The sequence below is a fragment of the Tersicoccus solisilvae genome, from assembly GCF_014643255.1.
Lineage (GTDB): Bacteria > Actinomycetota > Actinomycetes > Actinomycetales > Micrococcaceae > Tersicoccus > Tersicoccus solisilvae.
On record NZ_BMJI01000100.1, the window covers coordinates 1 to 537 of the forward strand.

Annotated in this window: 2 protein-coding genes; both read left to right on the top strand. The window is 57.5% G+C overall.

Translation table 11 applies throughout. The annotated features are described in order from the left end of the window. Nucleotides 1–255, top strand: a 255-nt coding sequence (locus IEX22_RS16435; RefSeq protein WP_268236892.1) for a hypothetical protein, incomplete at its 5' end; no start/stop codon positions are given. Nucleotides 256–311: 56 nt separating this feature from the next. Then, nucleotides 312–537, top strand: a 226-nt coding sequence (locus tag IEX22_RS16440) for a YhdP family protein (protein WP_188669301.1), incomplete at its 3' end; no start/stop codon positions are given.

Sequence of the window (537 nt, forward strand, 5' to 3'; positions counted from 1 at the left end):
CCTGCCTGCCGTGGTACCGGCTCGATGAAGACAGTGGATACCGTCTCCTTTGAGATCTTCCGCGAGATCATCCGTCTCAACCGCACCTATGATGCCGATGAATTCCTGATTTACTGTGCCCCTGCGGTGCACGCCTGCCTGTCCGATGACGAGAACCACCTGGTGGCCGAGCTCGAAGTCTATATCGGCAAGCGTATTCGCATTCACTGCGAGCCCATGTATGTGCAGAGTAAATATGATGTGGTGATGGTCTAGTGCGGCTGTCTTTTTGCCCTCGAACCTTCGGCCGCTATTGCTGGCGCATCTTGGCCGTGACCTTGGTGCTGTTCGCCTTGATGGTGAGTCTCATCCGCGGACTGTTGCCGCAACTGGATGAAGCCAAGCAACAACTGGCCGACTATGTCGAGCGCGAATATGGCGTCGAGGTCAAGATAGGCAGTCTGTCGGCCCGTTGGCAGGCCTTCGGCCCGGCGCTGACGGTTGAGGACTTGGTGTTGCCGCCGCAGGAGCGTTTGCCGGTGACACTCATGATCGACA